16 protein-coding genes are annotated in these 20,103 nt (G+C 70.4%); 7 read left to right on the top strand and 9 right to left on the bottom strand.

Annotated features, from left to right (window positions below):
* Nucleotides 1–21: 21 nt before the first annotated feature.
* On the bottom strand, nucleotides 22–852 hold the full coding sequence (locus tag U3649_RS14300; protein WP_407351981.1) for an inositol monophosphatase family protein: 831 nt from the start codon (nucleotides 850–852) through the stop codon (nucleotides 22–24).
* 87 nt (nucleotides 853–939) lie between these two features.
* On the opposite strand from U3649_RS14300, the gene U3649_RS14295 reads away from it, so the two are divergent.
* The 3 genes from U3649_RS14295 to U3649_RS14285 all read left to right on the top strand — a co-directional run bounded on the left by U3649_RS14295 (nucleotide 940) and on the right by U3649_RS14285 (nucleotide 4,816).
* Nucleotides 940–1,698 (top strand): RNA methyltransferase, encoded by a 759-nt coding sequence (locus U3649_RS14295; protein ID WP_407351980.1) that lies wholly within the window; start codon nucleotides 940–942, stop codon nucleotides 1,696–1,698.
* A gap of 80 nt (nucleotides 1,699–1,778) precedes the next feature.
* The gene (locus U3649_RS14290) at nucleotides 1,779–2,705 is read left to right on the top strand and encodes a phosphate/phosphite/phosphonate ABC transporter substrate-binding protein (protein ID WP_407351979.1); all 927 of its coding nucleotides are present in this window, start codon (nucleotides 1,779–1,781) and stop codon (nucleotides 2,703–2,705) included.
* Complete coding sequence (locus tag U3649_RS14285; protein WP_407351978.1) at nucleotides 2,705–4,816, top strand: putative bifunctional diguanylate cyclase/phosphodiesterase; 2,112 nt, start codon at nucleotides 2,705–2,707, stop codon at nucleotides 4,814–4,816. Before U3649_RS14290 ends, U3649_RS14285 begins: the two co-directional genes overlap by 1 nt.
* Nucleotides 4,817–4,850: 34 nt before the next feature.
* On the opposite strand, the gene U3649_RS14280 is transcribed toward U3649_RS14285, so the two are convergent.
* On the bottom strand, nucleotides 4,851–5,525 hold the full coding sequence (locus U3649_RS14280) for an exopolysaccharide biosynthesis protein (protein WP_407351977.1): 675 nt from the start codon (nucleotides 5,523–5,525) through the stop codon (nucleotides 4,851–4,853).
* Nucleotides 5,515–6,822, bottom strand: coding sequence for a hemolysin family protein (locus U3649_RS14275; RefSeq protein WP_407351976.1), 1,308 nt, complete (start codon nucleotides 6,820–6,822; stop codon nucleotides 5,515–5,517). Before U3649_RS14275 ends, U3649_RS14280 begins: the two co-directional genes overlap by 11 nt.
* A 271-nt stretch (nucleotides 6,823–7,093) precedes the next feature.
* On the opposite strand from U3649_RS14275, the gene U3649_RS14270 reads away from it, so the two are divergent.
* Both U3649_RS14270 and U3649_RS14265 read left to right on the top strand, forming a co-directional pair.
* The gene (locus U3649_RS14270) at nucleotides 7,094–7,720 is read left to right on the top strand and encodes a DUF47 domain-containing protein (RefSeq protein WP_407351975.1); all 627 of its coding nucleotides are present in this window, start codon (nucleotides 7,094–7,096) and stop codon (nucleotides 7,718–7,720) included.
* A gap of 139 nt (nucleotides 7,721–7,859) precedes the next feature.
* Nucleotides 7,860–8,987: an inorganic phosphate transporter gene (locus tag U3649_RS14265; protein ID WP_407351974.1), complete on the top strand. Its 1,128-nt coding sequence runs from the start codon at nucleotides 7,860–7,862 to the stop codon at nucleotides 8,985–8,987.
* 31 nt (nucleotides 8,988–9,018) lie between these two features.
* On the opposite strand, the gene U3649_RS14260 is transcribed toward U3649_RS14265, so the two are convergent.
* Complete coding sequence (locus U3649_RS14260; protein ID WP_407351973.1) at nucleotides 9,019–9,429, bottom strand: hypothetical protein; 411 nt, start codon at nucleotides 9,427–9,429, stop codon at nucleotides 9,019–9,021.
* A gap of 44 nt (nucleotides 9,430–9,473) precedes the next feature.
* On the opposite strand from U3649_RS14260, the gene U3649_RS14255 reads away from it, so the two are divergent.
* Together U3649_RS14255 and U3649_RS14250 are read left to right on the top strand one after the other, a co-directional pair.
* Complete coding sequence (locus U3649_RS14255; protein ID WP_407351972.1) at nucleotides 9,474–9,809, top strand: MGMT family protein; 336 nt, start codon at nucleotides 9,474–9,476, stop codon at nucleotides 9,807–9,809.
* A gap of 99 nt (nucleotides 9,810–9,908) precedes the next feature.
* Nucleotides 9,909–10,559, top strand: coding sequence for a rhomboid family intramembrane serine protease (locus tag U3649_RS14250; protein WP_407351971.1), 651 nt, complete (start codon nucleotides 9,909–9,911; stop codon nucleotides 10,557–10,559).
* Between the two features lie 332 nt (nucleotides 10,560–10,891).
* Here the strand turns inward: U3649_RS14250 and U3649_RS14245 are convergent, their stop codons facing one another.
* The 5 genes from U3649_RS14245 to U3649_RS14225 form a co-directional block, all read right to left on the bottom strand.
* Nucleotides 10,892–12,898 carry a M13 family metallopeptidase gene (locus tag U3649_RS14245; protein WP_407351970.1) on the bottom strand — a complete coding sequence of 669 codons (2,007 nt, stop codon included), beginning with the start codon at nucleotides 12,896–12,898 and terminating at the stop codon, nucleotides 10,892–10,894.
* 136 nt (nucleotides 12,899–13,034) lie between these two features.
* Nucleotides 13,035–15,110 carry a M13 family metallopeptidase gene (locus U3649_RS14240; protein ID WP_407354627.1) on the bottom strand — a complete coding sequence of 692 codons (2,076 nt, stop codon included), beginning with the start codon at nucleotides 15,108–15,110 and terminating at the stop codon, nucleotides 13,035–13,037.
* Nucleotides 15,111–15,403: 293 nt separating this feature from the next.
* Nucleotides 15,404–16,288 carry a universal stress protein gene (locus U3649_RS14235; protein WP_407351969.1) on the bottom strand — a complete coding sequence of 295 codons (885 nt, stop codon included), beginning with the start codon at nucleotides 16,286–16,288 and terminating at the stop codon, nucleotides 15,404–15,406.
* A gap of 10 nt (nucleotides 16,289–16,298) precedes the next feature.
* Nucleotides 16,299–17,780: a SulP family inorganic anion transporter gene (locus tag U3649_RS14230; protein WP_407351968.1), complete on the bottom strand. Its 1,482-nt coding sequence runs from the start codon at nucleotides 17,778–17,780 to the stop codon at nucleotides 16,299–16,301.
* Between the two features lie 473 nt (nucleotides 17,781–18,253).
* On the bottom strand, nucleotides 18,254–20,101 hold the full coding sequence (locus U3649_RS14225) for a monovalent cation:proton antiporter-2 (CPA2) family protein (protein WP_407351967.1): 1,848 nt from the start codon (nucleotides 20,099–20,101) through the stop codon (nucleotides 18,254–18,256).
* Nucleotides 20,102–20,103 lie beyond the last annotated feature (2 nt).

Genomic DNA, 20,103 nt, shown 5'->3' with positions numbered 1-20,103 from the left:
CTGCAGGCGCGTCGACTGCACTCAGCCGAATGCGCGGGCGTAGCCGGAGGACAGGATCGTCTTCTGCAGCGGCTCCGTGATGCGCACGTTGCCGGCGATCACCTGCCGGTCGCCGGTGCCGCGGGCGTCCATAGGGCCGAGTGCGGCGCCGCGGAAGTCGCTGACGCGGCCGCCGGCTTCGCGTACCAGCAGCACGCCGGCGGCGATGTCCCAGGGTTTGACCCCGGCCTCGAAGTAGGCGTCGACGCGGCCGCAGGCGACGTAGGCCAGGTCCAGCGCGGCCGAGCCGGCGCGGCGCACGTCCTCGGCGTCGCGCAGCAGCTCGCGGATGCATTCGAGCTGGGCGCCGGCGCGCTCGCGCTCGCGCGGCGCGAAGCCGGTGGCGATCATGGCGCCGTGCAGCTCCCTGCGCTCGCCGACCCGGATGCGGCGCTCGTTGAGCTGCGCCCCGGCGCCGCGGGTGGCGGTGAACAGCTCGTTGCGCAGCGGGTCGAAGATCACCCCGTGCAGCGGCTCGCCGTTCTCCACCAGCGCGATCGAGACGCACCAGTGCGGAAAGCCGCGCAGGTAGTTGCTGGTGCCGTCGAGCGGGTCGATGACCCAGGTGTGGCGGCTGGCGCCGCGGTTGCCCTTCCGCGCACCGCCTTCCTCGCCGAGGACGGCGTAGTCGGGATTGGCGCGGCGCAGCTCCTTGATCACCTCCGCCTCGGCCAGGCCGTCGACCTCGCTGGCGTAGTCCATCCGATCCTTCTCGACCACGTTGAGCGCGTCGAGCCGGTGCATGTGCCGCAGCAGCACGTTGCCGCCGGCGCGGGCCGCCTTGACCATGACATTGACGGCTGGTTGTTGCATCGCGGACGGCTCCGGGCGCAGGAAGGATCGACGGGGGCAAAGAACGGTCCGGCGCAGAGGCCGGGCGCGCAGTTTACCATCCGCACCATGGATTCCGCCGCACGCACCGCCGAACGCACCCGCATCGTCCTGGTCGGGACCCAGCATCCGGGCAACATCGGCGCGGCGGCGCGCGCGATGAAGACGATGGGGCTGTCGCGGCTGGTGCTGGTGGCGCCGCAGAAATTCCCGCACGCGGACGCCGAGGCGATGGCCGCCGGCGCCGGCGATCTGCTCGCGCAGGCGCAGCGCTTCGACGATCTGGCGGCGGCGGTCGCCGACTGCCGGCTGGTGCTGGGATGCACCGCCCGCGACCGTCGCGTCGCGCTGGAGCAGCTGAGTCCGCGCCAGGCGGCGGCGCGCATCGCCGGCGCCGGCGCCGGGAGCGAAGTCGCGCTGGTGTTCGGCCGCGAGCGCACCGGCCTGGAGAACGACGAGCTGCAGCTGTGCCACGCCGCGGTCCACATCCCCGCGAACCCGGACTACGGCTCGCTCAACCTGGCGGCTGCGGTGCAGGTGCTCGCCTACGAGGTACGCCTGGCGCTGCTCGCGGCCTTGCCGGACCCGGCGCCGGCGCGCGACCAGCCGCCGGCCAGCCATGCCGAGCTCGAGGGTTTCTTCGCCCAGCTCGCCGACACGCTCGACGCGATCGACTTCCACAAGGGACGGACTCCGGAGACGGCGATGCACAAGCTGCGCCGGTTGTTCCTGCGCGCCGACCTCGATGCGCGCGAGGTGCGGCTGCTGCGCGGCGTGCTCGCCGACGCGCAGCGGATGGCGCGCCTCGCCGCCGGCAAGCGGCAATGACTCCGGGCCCGGTCCGCCGTCTGTCGCGCGGCGGACATTTCGGCTAGTCTCGCGTGGCCCGCCATCCAGGTAATCTCCGCTTGACCACGCCCGCTCGCCTGTTGTGCCGTGTGTTGTGCGGATTGGCGCTGGTCACGGGTATCGTTGCACCCGCCGCGGGCAACGATCGCCAGGTGCTCGTGCTGGGACGGATCACGGACGACCCCGCCGCGCACTACGAGCAGCTCAAGCCGCTGCTCGACTACGTGGTGCCGCGGATGGCCGACGTCGGGATCCGCGAGGGGCGCATCCTGATGGCGCGCGATCCGCAGCAGATGATGAGCTACCTGCGGCGTGGCCGCGTCGATTGGGTGACCGAGACCTCGGCCAGCGCGATGCTGTTGCAGCAGCGCGCCGGTGCGGCCCCGCTGCTGCTGACCGAGCGTACCGGCGTCAGCCGCTATCGCACCGTGTTCTTCACCCGCCGCGACAGCGGCATCGAGTCGCTGGACATGCTGCGCGGACGCAGCGTCGCTTTCCAGAACCGGGCGTCCACCAGCGCGTACTTCGTGCCGGCGATGGAGCTGCTCGAGCGCGACCTGCCGATGGAGATCCTGCTCTCGCCGACGGACCGGCCGCCGGTCGATTCGGTCGGCTATCTGTTCGCCCGCTCCGAGGCCAACATTTCGACCTGGGTGCACAAGCGCCTGGTCGACGTCGGCGCGATGAGCAATCTGGACTGGAACGACCCGGGGGCGATGCCGCCGTCGTATCGCCGCGACCTGCGGATCGTGCACGAGACGCCGGACTATCCGCGCGCGCTGGAAATGGTGCGGGGCGACCTCGATCCGGCGATCCGGGAGCGCCTGCGGGAAGTGCTGCTGCAGGCCGCCGGCGATCCTGACGCCGCCGAGGCACTGCTCGGGTTCTTCCGGACCACCCGCTTCCTGCCGCTAGGCGAGGCGGCGGACCGCGAGCTGGACTACCTGCGCCGTGCGGTGACGCGGGTGAGCGCGGAGATCGAATGATGCGCTACGGCCTGTACGCCCGCTCGGTCACGGTGCTGATGGCGGCGATGCTGATCACCCTCGCGATCGTGGTGCTGATCCTGCAGCGGCAGGGCGAGATGCGCGAGGAGATGCTGGCGCACAGCCGGGACTCCCTGCACGAACTGGTGTACGGGCGTTTGCGCGAGTACGGCGAGGGCCAGGCGGTGCGCCTCGCGACCAGCCTGGTCAATCCACTGTACTACTTCGATCTCGATGCGATCGGCAGCACCATCGCCGATGTCCAGAGCCAGCCCAACGTCGACTACGTGCTCGTCTATTCGGCCGGCGGCGACGTCATCCACGACGGCTCGCGCGACATCGCCACCTATGGCCAGGCCATGGACGACGCATTCGCCCACGACGCGATCCTGGCCGAGAGCGTGCGGGTCCAGAGCGATGCGCGCGTTCTCGACATCGCCGCCCCGATCCGCATCGGCGAGGAGCGGCTGGGAGGGGTCCGCATCGGCTATTCGCTCGATGCGATGCGCATGGACGAGAACAACGCGGGCATCGCCCTGCGCGACGCCCTGCAGGAGACCGGTCGGCGCCATCTGCAGTGGGTGGCCTGGCTGCTGGCGACATTGGTCGCGCTCGGAGTGGCGATGAGCCTGGTGGTACAGCGGGCGCTGGTGCGCCCCATCCGGCAGCTGGCCGATGCCGCGCGCGAGATCGAAGCCGGGAACTACGGCGCCGAGGTGCCGGCGAGCCGGCGCAACGACGAGGTCGGGGAGCTGATGCGTGGCTTCCGGCGGATGGGCGAGAGCATCGCCCGCCACGACCGCGACATCCGCCGCATGGCCTACAACGATCCCCTGACCGGGCTGGCCAACCGGCTCGCGTTCCGCGAGATCCTCGACGCGCGCATGCTGCAGTCGCAGGGCGCCGCGCGGCGGCTGGCGCTGCTGTTCGCGGACGTCGACGATTTCAAGCGCGTCAACGACACCCTCGGCCACGACGTCGGCGACGAGGTGCTGGTGCAGTTCGGCGGCCGCATCCGCGACATCGTGGAGCGGTACGGCGGCGACGGGGCATTGCTGGCGCGCTTCGGCGGCGACGAGTTCGTGATACTGCTCGAGGGCACGGACGACATTCGCGAGGTCTCCAGCCGCTTGGCGGCGATGCTGGTGGACGAGTTGCGCCGCCCGATCCTCGTCGAGGGGCGCCAGGTGTTCCTGGGCGTCTCGGTCGGGGTGACGCTGTTTCCGGAGGACGCCTCGGGCGCCACCATGCTGATGAAGAACGGCGACATCGCCATGTACCAGGCCAAGGTGGCGGGCAAGGGCTGCTACCGGTTCTACAGCCGGGCGATGGACCAGGCGGTGGAGCGCCGGGTGCGCATGGAACAGGACCTGCGCGGCGCCTGGGAGCGCGGCGAGCTGAGCCTGGTCTACCAGCCGATCTTCCGCGTCGCCGACAACCGGCTGGTCGGCGCCGAAGCGCTGCTGCGCTGGCATCACCCCACCCAGGGCATGGTCGCGCCGTCGGTGTTCATCGACGTGGCCGAGCAGAGCGGCCTGATCGAGACCCTCGGCCCGTCGGTGCTGCGCGCGGCCTGCCGGGACGCGATGCACTGGCAGCGCGACTTCGGTGGCGCCGACCTGTTCGTGGCGGTGAACGTATCGCCGCGGCAGTTGCGGACCGGCGACCTGGCGCGCCAGGTCGAGGAGGTGCTGCGCGAGACCACGATGGCCCCCGAACGGCTGCACATCGAGTTGACCGAGACGGCGGTGATCGGCGACGAGCTGCGCATCAGCAGCCTGCTGGCGCGGCTGCGCGAGTCCGGGGTGAAGGTCTGGCTGGACGATTTCGGCACCGGTTTCTCGGGCCTGAGCCACCTGCGCCGGGTGCCGATCGACGGCGTCAAGATCGACCGCAGCTTCGTTGCCGACGTGCTGCGTGACCCGGACGACCTGGCGCTCACCACGGCCATCATCGCCATGGCGCATTCGCTGGGCATCACCGTGGTCGCCGAGGGCGTGGAGCAGGAAGGGCAGTTCGACCTGCTGCGCGAACGCGGCTGCGACCTCGCCCAGGGCTACTGGCTCGGCCACCCGATGGGCGCGCAGGAGCTGGCGCGGCTGATCGGCTGACGGGCCGCCCGGCGGCCACCGCGACCGCCGGCTCTCAGAACAGCATGCCGAGCCATGCGACGGCGGCGGCGGCGAGCGTGCCGCTGAGCACGCCGAACACCGCGATCGCGGCGATGCCGGCGGTCCAGGCGATCACCATCAGCACGCCGTCCCGTTCCAGCAGGGCGAGCGCGTAGGCCAGCATCAACCCGCCGAACAGGTAATTGGTGAACGGGATCGGCAGCGCGAGCAGGATGCCGAGCAACACCAGCATCAGTCCGGTGAACATCGCCGAGAGACGGTGGTCGAGCACCCTCGTCAGCCGCGGCCTGATCAGGTGTTCGAGCCGCTCCAGCCAGGGACCGATCTTGCGCTCGAAGCGCAGCAGGGTCTGCCGTCGCGGGCCGCGTTCGGAAATCGACCTCGGCAGCCAGGGCCTGCGCAGGCCGACCAGCAGCTGCAGGCCGATCAGGATGGTCAGCGGGCCGCTGATCGCGCCGCCGATGGGGATCGGGATGAAGGCCGGCAACGCGGCGATGAACAGCAGCATGCCGAACATGCGCTTGCCCAGGCCGGAGAGCAGGATGCGCAGCGTCAGGACGTCGTCGGGGTCGCCGATGGCATACGCCGCGAGCAGGGCACGGATACTGGTTTCCTGCGCGTTGCGGCGGCGTCGCCGGCGGTCCGCGCCGTTGCCGCTCTCCCGCGACGGACCTGTGTCACTCGGCATCGTCGCCGATCGGCTCGGGCAGCCGCTGCAGCAGCAGCTTGTCGATGCGCGGCCCGTCCAGGTCGACCACCTCGATCCGCCAGCCGTTCCAGCGGAAGGACTCGCCGGTGTCGGGGATGCGGCCGAAGTGGGCGATGACCATGCCGGCGGCGGTGTGGTAGTCGTGTTCCTCCTCGTCCGGCAGGGCGCCGCCGCCGAGCAGTTCGCGCACGCCGTCGGCGGTCAGGGCGCCGTCGACCAGCCACGAGCCGTCCTCGCGCACGGTCACCAGCGGCGTGGCCTCGGCGCCTTCGCCGCTCTGGGTGCGGCCGATCACCGCCTCCAGCAGGTCGTGCACCGTGACCAGGCCGGTGACGTCGCCGTACTCGTCGACCACCAGCGCCAGCGACTGTTGTTCCTCGCGGAAGATCTCCAGCAGCTTGAGCGCCGGGGTGGACTCGGAGACGAACAGGGTCTCGCGCAGGTACTTGAACAGGTCGAACTCGGTCTCGTCGATGCGGTCGAGCAGCGATTTGACCTCCAGCACGCCGACCACGTCGGCGTCGCTGCCGCGCAGCACCGGGTAGCGCGAGAACGGCGTCCGCCGCATCGTCGCCAGGTTCTCGGCGAAGCTCTCGTTGGCGTCGAGCCAGGCGATGCGCGTGCGCGGCGTCATCAGGCTCTCGGTGCTGCGGTCGCCCAGCCGCAGCACCCGGTTCATCATGTTGCGTTCCTCGACGTCGATCACGCCCTGCTCGTGGCTCTCGCTCACCAGCAGGCGGATCTCCTCTTCGGACACGTGTGCGGCCTGGGTGTTGTCGAGCCGCAGCAGCCGCAGCGCGCCGCGCACGCTGGCGCTGAGCAGCCAGACCGCCGGCGTGGCGATCCGCGAGATCGCGTGCATCGGCAGCGCCACCGCCGTCGCCAGCCGCTCCGGCGCCAGCAGCGCCAGGCGCTTGGGCAGCAGTTCGCCCAGCACGATGGTCAGGTAGGTGATCAGCCCGACCGCGAGCACCACGCCGACGGTGTCGGCGTAGTCCGCCATGGCCGGGATGCCGTCGGCCAGGCGCGCGCCGATCGCGGCGCCGATCGCCTCGCCGCCGAGCATGCCGGTCAGGATGCCGATCAGGGTGATGCCGACCTGCACCGTGGACAGGAAGCGCTCCGGATGCTCGGCCAGCTCCAGCGCCTTGCGCGCGCCGCGGCTGGCGGCCGCCTGCTTGAGCCGGGCCTTGCGCGAGGTCACCACCGACATCTCCGACAACGCGAAGAAGGCGTTGCAGACGATCAGTACCAGGACGATCAGGAATTCCAGCATCGTCGGAATTCCTGGGTCTGGTCGGGGCGGGAGCGGGCCGGGGCGCTGTCGGGGCGGGGCGGTGGGCTGGGCGGGCTTGGGTCGTCGGCCATCGGCATCGGGGCGCGGCAGCGCGGAGGGGAATCATAGCAGCCGGCGTGAACGGGCTGTGCAGGGCGGACGGACGCGGTGCCGAAGGCGGCCGGGCGGGTGGGCATTGGCGTCATCAAACCGTCATAATCCGCAACCGGAAGCTCCGGCGGCCCGCCGGGGGCATCGACAAGGTCCACGCATGCTCTCCCTGCAAACCATCTTCGGCCGCGGCAACCAGTTCTACAACCTGCTGGAAGAGGCCGCCGTGGCCGCGCACGACGCCGCCCGGGCCCTGCACGCGATGCTGCGCGAGTCCGACCGCCAGCCGGCGCTGGATGCCTTCCGCCTGGCGCGGCTGCGCGAGCGCGAGGTGTCCAACCAGATCAGCCAGGAGCTGGTGGACAGCTTCATCACCCCGATCGAGCGCGAGGATATCGAGGCGCTGGCATCGGCGCTGTACAAGATTCCCAAGCAGATCGAGAAGTTCGCCGACCGCTATTCGCTGGCGATCCAGCACCTGGAGCACATCGACTTCGCCCCGCGCGCGGCGATGCTCGAGCAGGCCGCCGGCGTAGTGGTGAAGATGGTCCGCGACCTGCGAAGGATGAAGCTGGAGCCGATGAAGGCGCTCGGCGACGAGCTGCGCACGATCGAGACCGAGGCCGACCGGCTGATGCTGGAGCTTTACGGCGACATCTATTCCGGCAAGCTCGATCCGCTGCAGATGTTCCTGCTCAAGGAGTTCTTCGAGATCCTGGAAAAGGCCATCGACCGCTGCCGCGGCGCCGGCGTGGTCGCCTACGAAATCGTGCTGAAGAATTCGTGATGACTCTCTTTCGAGCATCTGGATCCCGGGCTCCGGAGTGGCGGGCATCCGCTGCGCGGATGCCCCTGCGTCATTCCTCCACAACTCCGGTCTCGCCGCTGTGCGGCGAGGCCCTCCCCTTGGCCTAAGGGGGCTATGGATGCTGACCCTGGTCCTGGTCGTGGTGTTCACCGCGCTGGTGTTCGAGTACATCAACGGCTTCCACGACACTGCCAACTCCATCGCCACCGTGGTCGCCACCAAGGTGCTCTCGCCGATGCAGGCGGTGGGCATGGCGGCGATCATGAACCTGATCGGTGCGCTGGCGGGCACCGCGGTCGCCAAGACCATCGCCTCGGGGCTGATCGACGCAGGCGTGATCGACGTCGGCTCGCAGCTGATCCTGTGCGCGCTGCTCGGCGCCATCGTCTGGAACCTCATCACCTGGTGGTGGGGGCTGCCGTCGTCGTCCTCGCACGCGCTGATCGGCGGCCTGCTGGGCGCCGCGCTGGCGGCGGCGTCCATGGATTTCGACGTGGTGATCTGGTCGCAGCCCGCGGAACCGGTCTACCAGAGCGCCGGCGTACTGTGGAAGGTGATCGTGCCGATGGTCAGCTCGCCCGTGCTCGGCTTCGCCGCCGGCTTCCTGATGATGGGCGTGCTGTTCTTCGCCATCGCGATGATGGCGCGCTCCGGCGGGGTGCTGGCGCGGATGGCGCGGCCGCGCTGGGTCAATGCGTTCTTCGGCAAGAGCCAGATCGTCAGCGCCGCGAGCATGGGCTTCGCCCACGGCATGAACGATGCGCAGAAGACCATGGGCATCATCGCCCTGACCCTGATCAGCGCCGAAGCCGCCGGCACGATGGACGACCTGCCGGCGCTGCTGGGATTCCTGCATCCGTCCGCCGCGGCGCTGGCCGAGGGCGACATCGACCTGTGGATCAAGATCACCTGCGCGCTGGTCATGGCCGCGGGCACCGCCGCCGGCGGCTGGCGCATCATCAAGACCCTGGGCCACAAGCTGGTCAAGCTGCACCCGATCCACGGCTTCGCCGCCGAGACCAGCGCCGCGTCGGTGATCCTGGCTGCGTCCTCGCTCGGCATCCCGGTCTCGACCACGCACAACATCTCCTCGGCGATCATGGGCGTGGGCACGGCCAAGCGCCTGAACGCGATCAAGTGGAGCGTGGTGCACAAGATGATCTGGGCCTGGATCCTGACCATCCCGATGTCGGGCGGAATCGCCTACGGCCTGTTCCGGCTGTTCCAGGCGATGGGATGGGCGTAGGAGCTAGATTTCTCGTTCCTGGCTTCTAGCTCTAAAGCAAATCGCCGTCGGCCGACAGCGCGCGCTCCAGGCGGTCGCCCATGCCGCCGATCTCGAGGACCAGGCGGCCGAGTTCGGCGGCGTCGAGGGCGGCGTAGGGGCGGTTCTCGCACAGCTGCAGGTAGGGCACGCCGTCGAGGTCGCCGACGGCGAGATAGCCGACCCGGCTCTCCCAGTTGAAGATCAGCGCGCGCCGGGCGTCGATGCCGGTGATCGGCGCGATCACGGTGCTCGCGCGCAGGTAGGCGCGGCCGTCGTCGTCCTGCAGCTCCGAGAGGAAGATCGCCTGGTGGCGGCGGCCGTTGTCGAGCGAGAGCTCGACGCAGATCACGTACGGCTCCTGCATGGTGATGCGGAAGTCCGCGCTGCGGAGATGGCTGCGGATCTGCTCGAAATTCTGCATGCGCTGGCGGTGCCCTGACGTATCTGCCGCTATCCTAATCCCCCATGGACGAACTGTCTGCCGAGGCGCGGATCCTCGCCGCGATCCGCGCCGTCCCGCGCGGCCAGGTGGCCGGCTACGGCGAGGTCGCGCGACGCGCGGGGCTGCCCGGGCGGGCGCGGCTGGTCGCCCGGATCCTGTCCGGGAACGCCGACGCCACGCTGCCCTGGCATCGCGTGCTGCGCAGCGACGGCCGCATCGCGCTGCCGGAGAACAGCAAGGGCTGGCATGAACAGGTCCAGCGGCTGCGCGCCGAGGGCGTGCGGGTGGAGCGGGGCAGGGTGCGGGTGGCGAAGCCCGCGGCGAACCTGGACGCGGCCCTGTGGGGGCCGCGCCGCTGATGCACGATTCGCCGGACGCTGCGTCCCGTGTGCGTGAAGCGCGACATCACGGCGTCCATCGCGATCCCGGTATCATGGCGCGTCGCTAAAGGAACCCGGATGTTCTCCAATCTCCCTCCCGTGACCAAGACGCTGCTGATCCTCAACGGCGTGGTCTTCGTCCTGCAACTGGTGCTCGGCAACGCGCCGTTCTGGCCGTTCATGCTGTGGCCGCTCGGCGGCGCCGATGCCGGCGGCATGAGTTTCCTGCCATGGCAGCTGGTCACCTACGGCTTCCTGCACGGCGGTGGCTTCCACCTGATGTTCAACATGCTGGTGCTGCTGATGTTCGGCGCGCCGCTGGAGTACACGTGGGGGCAGAAGCGGTTCCTCACCTACTTCCTGGTCTGCGTGGTCGGTGCCGGGCTGTGCCAGCTGGTGGTGGTGTCGTGGGGGCTGGCGCAGGGCGGCGGCGCGTTCCCGACGCTGGGCGCCTCCGGCGGCGTGTTCGGCGTGCTGCTGGCCTACGGCATGCTGTTCCCGCACCAGCGGGTGATGCTGCTGATCCCGCCGATCCCGATGAAGGCGCGCACGCTGGTGATCGTGCTGGGCGTGATCGAGCTGGCGTTCGGCATCAGCGGCACGCGTTCGGGCGTCGCCCACTTCGCCCACCTGGGCGGCATGCTGTTCGGCTGGCTGCTGATCCAGCAGTGGCGCGGGCGGCCGCCCTTCAGCCGGCGCCGCCCGGGCAACAACGTCCGGCGTTTCTAGACGGCTGCAGGCCGGTCTCGGGATTCCGGATCCGTTTTACGAGCCTGGAATCCGACCTAGAAATCCGCACCGCGCAGCCCGGCAAGGCCCGCACCGTCATCCCGGCAATGTCCACGCCGTCATCCCGCAATATCCACACCGTCATCCCGGCGCAGGCCGGGATCCAGAGCCCGCGCCCTGCAGCCAGGGCGATGTACGAGAACCGCTGATTGCCGTGCGGCCCCAAGTCTGCTTCTCACGCCGCGGGCCGGAAGGCACTGGATCCCGGCCTGCGCCGGGATGACGGCAAAAGCGGACAAGCTTTGCCGATTCCCGATCCCGATTCCCCGCAGTCAGCGCCAGATCCGGACCTGCTGGTCCTCCGTGGCCTGCATCGCGGTGCCGGCCTTGCAGTCGAAGGCGGTGCCGAACGCGGGCAGATTGACCAGCGGGCCGTTGGCGCGCCATTGGCCGGGCGCCTGCACGCTGCTGGCGGCCAGGCGGCTGGCCACGTCCGGCGACATCTGCTGCCGCCACAGCTGCGCCCATGCCTCGAAGAACGCCTGCGCGGACGCCTTGGGCAGTTCGGCATTGGCGGCGGCGAGCGCGTCCCACGCCAGTTCCACGCCGGCCAGGTCGGCGGCGTTCTCGTCGCGGGTCTGGGTGCCGTCGACCATCAGCGCGGTGGCGGCGGGATAGGCGTAGCCGCTGTACTGGCCGGCCAGGCGGTTGGCGAGATCGGTCCAGGCGGCCTCGTCGCCGTCGTTCCACCAGGTGCGGACGTTGCCGGCGGCGTCGACCACGCGCCCGCGGATGTCGATGCCGCGGCCGAGCTCGTGCCCGACCAGCGCGCCGTAGCTGCCGTAGTGCGCGGCGGCATCCTGCGTCATGTCGAGCACCGGCGGCTGCAGCACCGCCGCCGACACGATCAGCCGGTTCTGGGCGATGTCGTACGCCAGCGCCGGCTGCTGCGGCAGCACGTCCCAGCGCTGGTCGGCGTTGCTGCGGCCGATGCGCCGCATCTCCTCGCGGTGGCGCCAGGTGGACGCGATCAGCATGTTGCCGCCGAAGCTGCCGCGCCCCATCGGCTGCACGCTGTAGTCGAGGTCGTGCCGGGGCGCGCCGATCTCGATGCGCAGCGCCTCGATCTTGTTGCGTGCCTCGGCTTTGGTCGGCTCGCTCATCCAGGCGCTGCGGTCGATGCCGCGCAGCAGCGCGTCGCGGACCTCGGTGGCGATGGTGGTCGCGCGCAGCCGGGTGCCCTCGGGCAGGTACCTGGCCACGTACTCGCGGCCGAGCATCGGCCCCGCGGCCTTGTTGATCGCGTTCAGGACCTGGGCCTGCCGCGGCAGCGGTTCGGCCTGGCCGCGCAGCACGCGGCCGTGGAACTCGAACTCGGCCTCGCGGAAGGTCCTGGACAGGTACGGCGCCATGGCATTGCCGACATGGAAGCGCAGGTACGACTTCCACTGCGCCGGCTTCACGCTGCCGACCAGCTCGTCGAGCCGGGCGAACAGCGCTGGATTGGCCATCGACACGGTCTCGGCCTGGATGCCGTTGGTCTGCAGGAACTCGTCCAGCTGCAGGCGTTTGTACTGCTTGTCGAACCCGGCGACCGGCACCGGCGCATAGTTGTTGCGCGGGTCGCGGGCGAGGGTGATCGCGCGCCAGTGCCGCGCGATCTCGGTCTCCAGGTCGATCACCGCGGCCGTCTCGGCGTCGAGCGACTTCTCCTCGACCCCGGTCAGCGCCAGGATGCTGCGCACGTAGCCGCGGTAGCGGTCGAGGATCGCCTTGGTGTCGGCGTCGTCGCGGGTGTAGTACGCGGGATCGGGCAGGGCCAGGCCGCCCTGGGTGAAGTAGCCGATGTGGCGCGTCAGGTCGGCAAGGTCGACATCGGCGTTGAAGTTGAACGCCACCGGGATGCCGACCTGGTGCAGCGCGGCGATCGCCGGCGGGATGTCGCGGGCGCGGCGGATGCCGTCGATGCGCGAGAGCAGCGGCGCGATCGGCTGCGCCCCGTCCGCTTCCACCGCGGCCTCGTCCAGGCCGCTGGCCCAGAAGTCGCCGAGCAGCTGCTGCACGTTGTTCTGCGGCGACCGCATCGCCGCGTCCAGGAGCTCGCGCTGCTGCTGCAGGGCCGAGGCCTGCAGCTCGCCCAGCGCCGACACGCGGCCCGATCCCACGATCATGTTCGCGGTCAGCCAGTCCTTGTTGACGAAGCTGTAGAAGTCGGTGCAGGCCGTGGGCCCGGCTGGCGCCTTGGCCGCGCCGCGGCGCTGGGCGTCGGCGTCGGTGGCGGACATCCCGATCGCCAGGCAGGCGACCAGGGCGAGGGTGAGCGGTTTGGCGTTGGGCATCGCGGAGTCCATCGAAACGATCGCGGCAGTCTAGCAAGCCCGGTCACGCTGAACGCGGCCGCCACACACATAAAAAGAAGGTCCGGCGGATGCCGGACCTTCCTTCGCGGGCCTGCGCGACGTCAGTCGCGGAAGATCACCAGATCACCACCTGGTCGCTGCCGGCGCGCACCATCGGATCGCCCGGCTTGCACTCGAACGCGGCGGCGAAGGCCGGCAGGTTCGAGGGCGCGCCGATGGCGCGGAACCCGGCCAGCGCGTGCTCGTCGGTCTGCAGGCGCTTGTCGAGCTCCTCGGGGGTGAAGTTGCGGCGCCAAACGGTGGCCCAGCCGAGGAAGAAGCGCTGGTCGCGGGTCAGGCCGTCGATCATCGGGTCCTCGCTGCCCGCGGTGGCCTTCTTCATCGCGTCGTAGGCCGTGGCGAGGCCGCCGAGGTCGGCGATGTTCTCGCCCAGGGTGTGGTTGCCGTTGAGATGGCGGCCGTCCTCGGTGGTGTAGGCGTCGAACTGCGCCACCAGCTTGCCGGTGCGCGCGCGGAAGCCTTCCAGGTCGGCGTCGGTCCACCAGTTCGCCATGTTCCCCTGCGGGTCGAAGCGTGCGCCCTGGTCGTCGTAGCCGTGCGTCATCTCGTGGCCGATCACCGCGCCGATGCCGCCGTAGTTGAGCGGATCGTCGGCCTCCGGGTCGAAGAACGGCGGCTGCAGGATCGCGGCCGGGAATGTCAGCTGGTTGGCCAGCGGATTGTAGGAGGCGTTGACCGTCTGCGGCCGCATGCCCCATTCGCTCTTGTCGACCGGCTGGCCGATCTTGCCGATGTCCCACCGGTAGTTGAACTCGCGCGCGGCGAGCACGTTGTCCAGATAGCTGTCGCGGCCGGTCTCCAGCCCCGACCAGTCGCGCCACTTGTCCGGGTAGCCGACGCGCGGCTCGAAGGTCTTCCATTTCTCGATCGCCTTGGCCTTGGTGTCGTCGCTCATCCACTCCAGGTTCTCGATGCGCACCTTCAGCGCCTCGCTGAGGTTGGCGATCAGCGCTTCCATCTTGGCCTTCGATTCCGGCGGGAAGGCGACCTTCACGTAGAGCTGTCCGAGCGCCTCGCCGGCATTGCGGTCGATGGTCTGCAGCACGCGCTTGCCGCGCTCCTTCAGGTCCTGCTGGCCGGCGAGGGTCTTGCCGTAGAAGGCGTGGTTCTGCTGCACGAACGGGTCGGAGAGATACGGCGAGGCGCCGTCGACGAGGTGGAAGCGCAGATAGCTCTTCCACTGCTCGGCCGGCACGTCCTCGAGCATCCTGCTGACCTCGGCGTGGTACTCCGGCACCGACAGCGAGAACATCTCCGGCACCTCGACGCCCTGCGATTCGAAGAAGCGGGTGAACGGGAAGTTCGGCGACAGCGCATCGGCCTCGGCCGGCGTGACCGGGTTGTAGTACAGCTCGACGTTGCGCGAGAACTCCTCGCGCGACTTCGACACCTTGGCCAGGCGCGTCTCGAACGCCATCACGTCGTCCGCCTGCGCGGCGGCCGCGTCGGCGGGTACCCCCGAGAGCTCCAGCACCTTGGCGATGTGGGCGACATAGGCGTCGCGGATCTTCAGCTTGTCGTCGGCGGTGTAGTAGGGCGCGTCGGGCAGGCCGAGGCCGCCCTGGCCGGTGGCGGCGATGTTCATCGTCGCGTCCTTGAAGTCGGGCATCGCGCCGATGCCGACCAGGTAGCCGTCGCCCTTCGCGGCCGACTTGCGCAGGTACTCGGCGATCGCCGCGCCGTCGGCCAGCGCGTCGATCTCGGCCAGTTCGGCCTCGAGCGGCGCGATGCCCTGGGCGTTGACGGCCGCCTCGTCCATGCCGGTGGCCCAGAAGTCGCCGACGATCTTCTCCACGCCGGTGGCGCCGGCATCGGCGGCCGACTGTTCGGCGAGCTGGCGCTGGACGGCGGTGGAGCGCTCGTCCAGCATCTCGAACGCGCCCCAGGAGCTGCGGTCGCCGGGGATCGCGTTGGCGGCCAGCCAGGTGCCGTTGGCGTAGGCGTTGAAGTCCCGGCAGGCGTTGCCGTTCGGATCGAGGTCCGACAGTTGGAAGCGGTTGACCGGCGGCAGGGTGCTCTCGTCGAGGGTCAGGGCGGGCCCGGCCGCGGGCGCGGCGTCGGCGGTGTCGCCGGCGGGCGCGGCGCGGTCGCAGGCGGACAGGACCAGCGCGATCGCCAGCGACAGGGTGATGGTTTTCGGCAGATGGGAAGGCACGTGCATGGACTCCGCCCGGCGGGCTTGGAAAGGACAGGTCGGCCCCGGAGGGCACCGGGGGCACTCTACGCCTGACCCGGCCCGGCCGGGGGTGTCGATGGTCATGGCAGGCAGGCGCGCCGGGGAGCCACGCGCCGCCTCGCACCGGCATCCCGGCTGCGCCGGGGTGACGGGATCCTCCGGCGGCCTGCGGGTCTGCGGAAGTGCCGGCCGATTGGCGCGCCTGGTATCCCCGCGCCTTCAGTCACGCTCAGCCTGGTGCGCCGTAGTCAGCGCAACAGCAGCACCGGGATCAGGCAGCTGCGGATCATCGCGGTGGTGGTGCTGCCGACGATCAGCTGGCGGATCTTCGAGTGGCCGTAGGCGCCCATCACCAGCAGGTCGATGCCGTGCTCGCGCACGTGGTTGCCGATCACCGATTCGGCGTCGCCGGCGGCGAGCGAGGCCTGCACCTCGAAACCGGCCTCGGCCAGCACGCCGCCGGCCCAGGCCTGCGCCTCGCGCAGCGCGTCGTTGCCGTCGCCGGCGCTGACCAGGTGGCAGGGCAGGCCGCGGAACAGCGGGCTCTGCGCGACCATCTGCACGCATTTGCGCGTGGTCTGGCTACCGTCGAAGGCGATCGCGAAGCGCGCGACCGGGCGGAACGCGCGCGAGGCGACCAGCAGCGGCCGATGCACCGCCCGCGCCACCCGCTCCAGATTGGCGCCCAGGTGGCCCTTGTCGAAGTCGGCCGACTCGCCGCGCTTGCCGAGCACCAGCAGCCGCGCGCCGGCTTCCAGCCCGGCCAGGGTCTCGGCCAGGCTGCCGTGGCGCTGCAGGCCCTCGGTATCATCGGCGCCGGCATCGGCCGCCCGCGTGCGCGCACGCGCCAGCAGCAGGCGGCCGCGCTCTGCCGACAGGCGACTGCGCTTCTCGTCGAGCTCGGCCAGTTCCTGCAGCAGTTCGGCCTGCGCCTCCAGGCCGATGTTGCCGCTGTAGTCGGCCGCGGCGGTCGGGTGCGCCTCGCGGTCGAGCACGTGCAGGAACTGCAGCGGCGCGTCCAGCCGTTGGGCCGCCCAGGCGGCGTGGTCGGCGACGCTGTCGGCGTAGACCGAGGCGTCGACGCAGGCCAGCACCTTGCCGTCGGCCGGGATTTCGTAGCTGTTCGCGTTCATGTCGAATTCCTCAGTGTCCGCCCATCAGGTGCCCGGCGCCGGGCTTGTCGTGCACGCCCAGCCGGTCGACCAGTGTACGGCTGGCCTCGTCCATGCCCGCCAGCTCGACCTCGGTGCCCTCGCGGCGGAACTTCAGCACCACCTTGTCCAGCGCCCCGACCGCGCTCAGGTCCCAGAAGTGCGCGCCGGAGACGTCGATGCGGACGCGATCGAGCACCTCGCCGAAATCGAACGCGGCGATGAAACTCTCCGCCGAGGCGAAGAATACCTGCCCGGTCACCGTGTAGTGCCGCGCCGCACCGTCCTCGGCCGCGACCGAGCCGACGTGCAGCACCTGGCCGACCTTGCGGGCGAAGAACAGCGCCGACAGCAGCACGCCGGTCAGCACGCCCTTGGCCAGGTCGTGGGTCAGCACCGTGACCACCACGGTGGCGATCATCACCAGGCTGGAGGTCTTGGGATGGGTGCGCAGGTTGGCCACCGAGCGCCAGTTGAAGGTGCCGATCGACACCATGATCATCACCGCCACCAGCGCCGCCATCGGGATCATGCCCACCCAGTCGCTTGCGAACACGACCATCAGCAGCAGGAACACGCCCGCGGCCAGGGTCGACAGGCGACCGCGGCCGCCGGACTTCACGTTGATCACCGACTGTCCGATCATCGCGCAGCCGGCCATGCCGCCGAGGAAGCCCGAGGCGACGTTGGCCACGCCCTGGCCCTTGGCCTCGCGGTGCTTGTCGCTGGGCGTGTCGGTCAGGTCGTCGACGATGCTGGCGGTGAGGAAGGACTCCAGCAGGCCCACCACCATCAGCGTCAGCGAGACCGGCAGGACGATCCGCAGCGTCTCCAGGGTCCAGGGGACGTCGGGTAGCAGGAACACCGGCAGGCTGTCCGGCAGCTCGCCCTTGTCGCCGACGGTGGGCACTTCGATGCCGAGCAGCAGCGCCGCGCCGGTCAGCAGCACGATCGCCACCAGCGGCGACGGCACCGTGCGCGTCAGTCGCGGCAGGCCGTAGATGATGCCCAGGCCGATCGCGACCATCGGGTAGACCATCCACGGCACCGCGATCAGTTCCGGGACCTGCGCCAGGAAGATCAGGATCGCCAGCGCGTTGACGAAGCCGGTGATCACCGAGCGCGAGACGAAGCGCATCAGGTCGGCCAGCCGCAGGTAGCCGGCGGCGATCTGCAGCACGCCGGTGAGGACGGTGGCGACCAGCAGGTATTGCAGGCCGTGGTCGCGCACCAGCCCGACCATCAGCAGCGCCATCGCGCCGGTGGCCGCGGAGATCATGCCCGGGCGGCCGCCGGTGAAGGCGATCACCACGGCGATGCAGAACGAGGCGTACAGGCCGACCTTGGGATCGACGCCGGCGATGATGGAGAAGGCGATGGCCTCGGGGATCAGCGCCAGGGCGACCACCAGGCCGGCGAGCAGGTCGGCGCGGACGTTCGGAAACCATTCCGCGCGCAGGTTCGATGACGTCATGGGAGCAGGTCCTGGACCGCGCCGGGAGCCCGGGCGGTCGAATCGGTGTCTCGGGGAAAACACGGCGGAGTCGCCGCGGAGAAACGGTCGGCGCCGGACGGCCGCCGCGGACGCGCGCTACGGCGGCGTCGGCCGGGTGCCGCCCACGCGGCGCCGGGCGCGCCGCGGGCGCGGTTCCGGGGCAAGCGCGCGTACGGACGGGAAACGTTGCTGCATCGCAACATGATAGCAGCCCAGGCATCGGCCAGCCATCGCCGGAGGTGCGCCGCGTGCCCGTGAAGCTGCCGACGCCACCGTCGATCCCGAGAGACACCACGACCCCCGGTCCGGCATCGATTCCACCGGTTGATCGCAGACCGTGGAGTTTTCGCGCTTCGCGCTACCGGTCGGCTTCCAGGCGCTTGTGGGAGCGACGGAAGTCGCGACGACCGGACGCCGCGCAGTCGCGACTTCCGTCGCTCCCACTGTGCGCATCAACCGTCGGTGGCGGGTGGAGCATCGACCGTGCGGGTGGCGCCGTCGGCCAAGTCGTTGAGCGCGCGGCTCTCGCGCTTCGGCGTCACGAACGGCGTGGGCTTGGGTGCATTGCCGCGCAACAGCGGGATTCCCGCACGCGGATCGCCGCCGGCCGCGAGTTCCAGTTCGAAACGCTCGGCATCCAGGCGCCGGACCTCGGCGGCGATGGCCGCCGCTTCCTCAGGATCGACCCCGATCTCGCGCAGCGCGGCCTCTCCGAACCTGACCGCCGATTCGAAGGTCTCGCGGATCTGGTAGTCGACGCCCGCGGCGATCAGCTGCAGCGAATGCTCGCGGTCGAACGCGCGCACCAGCAGCTTCGCCTGCGGGAAGCTCCGCGTGGCCAGCGCGGCGATGCGGCTGGCGGCCTTGCGGTCGTCGACGCAGACCGCGATCGCGCGTGCCCGGTGCGCGCCGGAGGCGTGCAGCACGTCGAGCCGGGTGCCGTCGCCGTAGTAGACCTTGAAGCCGAACTCGGCGGCGCTCTGGATCATTTCGATGTCGGTGTCGATGATGGTCACGTCGACGTCGCGCGCCAGCAGCGACTGGCTCATCACCTGCCCGAAGCGGCCGAAGCCGACGATCAGCACGCTGCCGGCGAGGCCGTCTGCCCGTTCCACGCCGTCCAGGGACGGCGCCGCCGCGGACGTGAAGCGCTTCGCGACCAGCACGACCAGCGGCGTCAGGACCATCGACAGCACCACGACCGCCGTCAGGCTGGCGTTGACCCCGGCGTCGATGATGCCGCCGGCCGCCGCCGCCGCGTACAGCACGAAGGCGAACTCGCCGCCCTGCGCCATCAGCACCGCCCGGTCCAGCGCGTCGGCATGGCTGCTGCGGGTGACGCGTGCGACCAGGTAGATGCAGCTGCCCTTGGCCGCCATCATCGCCGGCACCGCGGCGGCGATCAGCGCCCACTGGTCCGCCACCACCGACAGGTCCAGCGACATGCCCACCGCCATGAAGAACAGGCCCAGCAGCAGCCCGCGGAACGGCTCGATGTCCGCCTCCAGCTGGTGCCGGAAGGTGGATTCGGACAGCAGCACCCCGGCCAGGAACGCGCCCATCGCGGTCGACAGTCCGCCCATTTCCATCAGCAGCGCGGCGCCCAGCACCACCAGCAGCGCGGCCGCGGTCATGACCTCGCGCGCCCTGGCCGCGGCCAGCACCCGGAACAGCGGGTTGAGCAGGTACAGGCCGGCCACGATCAGGCCGGCCAGCGAGGCGACGGCGACGGCGACGCCGCCCAGGCGCGAGCCGGCGTCCGGAGCGGCCGCCGTCGGCGACATCAGCGCCACCAGCGCCAGCAGCGGCACGATCAGCAGGTCCTCGAACAGCAGGATCGAGACCATGCGCTGGCCGCGCGGCAGGGCGATGTCGCCGCGCTCGCCGAGCAGCTGCATGACGATCGCGGTGGAGGTGAGCACGAAGCCGGCGGCGCCGACGAAGGACACCGGCAGCGGAAAGCCGAATGCGAGTCCGACGCCGGTCAGGGCTGCGACGCACGCGGCGATCTGCAGCGCGCCGAGACCGAAGATCTGCCGGCGCAGGTTCCACAGGTGCGAAGGCCGCATCTCCAGGCCCACCACGAACAGGAACATCACCACGCCCAGCTCGGCGAAGTGCAGGATCGCCTCGGGTTCGGCGAACAGGGCGAAGCCGAACGGTCCGATCGCCAGCCCCGCGGCCAGGTAGCCCAGCACCGATCCCAGGCCGAGCCGCCGGAACAGCGGCACCGCCACCACGGCGGCGCCGAGCAGGGCGACGACCCTGATCAGCTGCCCGGCGTCGCCCTCGACCGCCACGG

The organism is Luteimonas sp. R10, assembly GCF_045689605.1.
GTDB lineage: Bacteria > Pseudomonadota > Gammaproteobacteria > Xanthomonadales > Xanthomonadaceae > Luteimonas.
Note: the sequence above shows the minus strand (reverse complement) of the source record. Positions and strands in the feature narration are given on the sequence as shown.